The organism is Pseudomonas sp. Fl4BN1 (assembly GCF_009908285.1).
In the GTDB taxonomy this organism is placed as follows: domain Bacteria; phylum Pseudomonadota; class Gammaproteobacteria; order Pseudomonadales; family Pseudomonadaceae; genus Aquipseudomonas.
The window spans coordinates 1-594 of the sequence record NZ_JAAARM010000092.1 but is presented as its reverse complement, the minus strand read 5'-3'; the positions used below and the strand labels follow the sequence as shown (position 1 = coordinate 594).

The window sequence follows — 594 nt, the reverse complement described above, 5'->3', positions numbered from 1 at the left end:
GACGGTTCTGCGTGAAGGGTTTGCCGACGGCGCTGGTCTTGTAGCGGCCCGGGTAATCGTAGCGTTCATAACCCTGGGCCTGATGCTCAAGGTCATCGCCAAGCAGACGCTGCTGCTGGTCGAAAGCCGGGCGCTTGAAGCTGTAGTCGCGCTGGGTCTGCTCTGCGGTACGCACGTTTTCGGTGTAGCTGAACGCGTACAGCACCGGTTGCGTGGCATCCCCGGCCGGCTGCGTGGAGTACAGCACCGCGGCCCCCGGGATGCGCTCCTGGACATACAACTTGTCACCCTGAACCAGGGTGTGGGTGTTGGCATCGTGCTTGAAAAAGTAGAACAGGCCTTCCTCGATGGACAGGCGTTCGAACAGATAGAGGTCCGTGTCGGCGGCCTGGACGCAGTATTCGCGAGGCTGGTGTTCAGTGTTGATGTAGGTTTGGTAATCAAGGATACCGTGCTCGTCGAGCACCGACTTGAGGATCTCGGGCACGCTTTGCTGTTGGAAAATACGCCAGTTGGAACTCAGGCCAAGCCGGGCCAGTTGCGGCTCGACCAGCATGCGATACCGGGTACGCCGAAAACCCGTGGTGCCCTGGG

At 60.4% G+C, this 594-nt stretch carries 1 protein-coding gene; it reads right to left on the bottom strand.

Annotation, left to right across the window (positions count from 1 at the left end; translation table 11 throughout):
• Positions 1-594: contractile injection system protein, VgrG/Pvc8 family (locus GV818_RS33710; RefSeq protein WP_256679598.1), on the bottom strand; the 594-nt coding region annotated here is incomplete at both ends.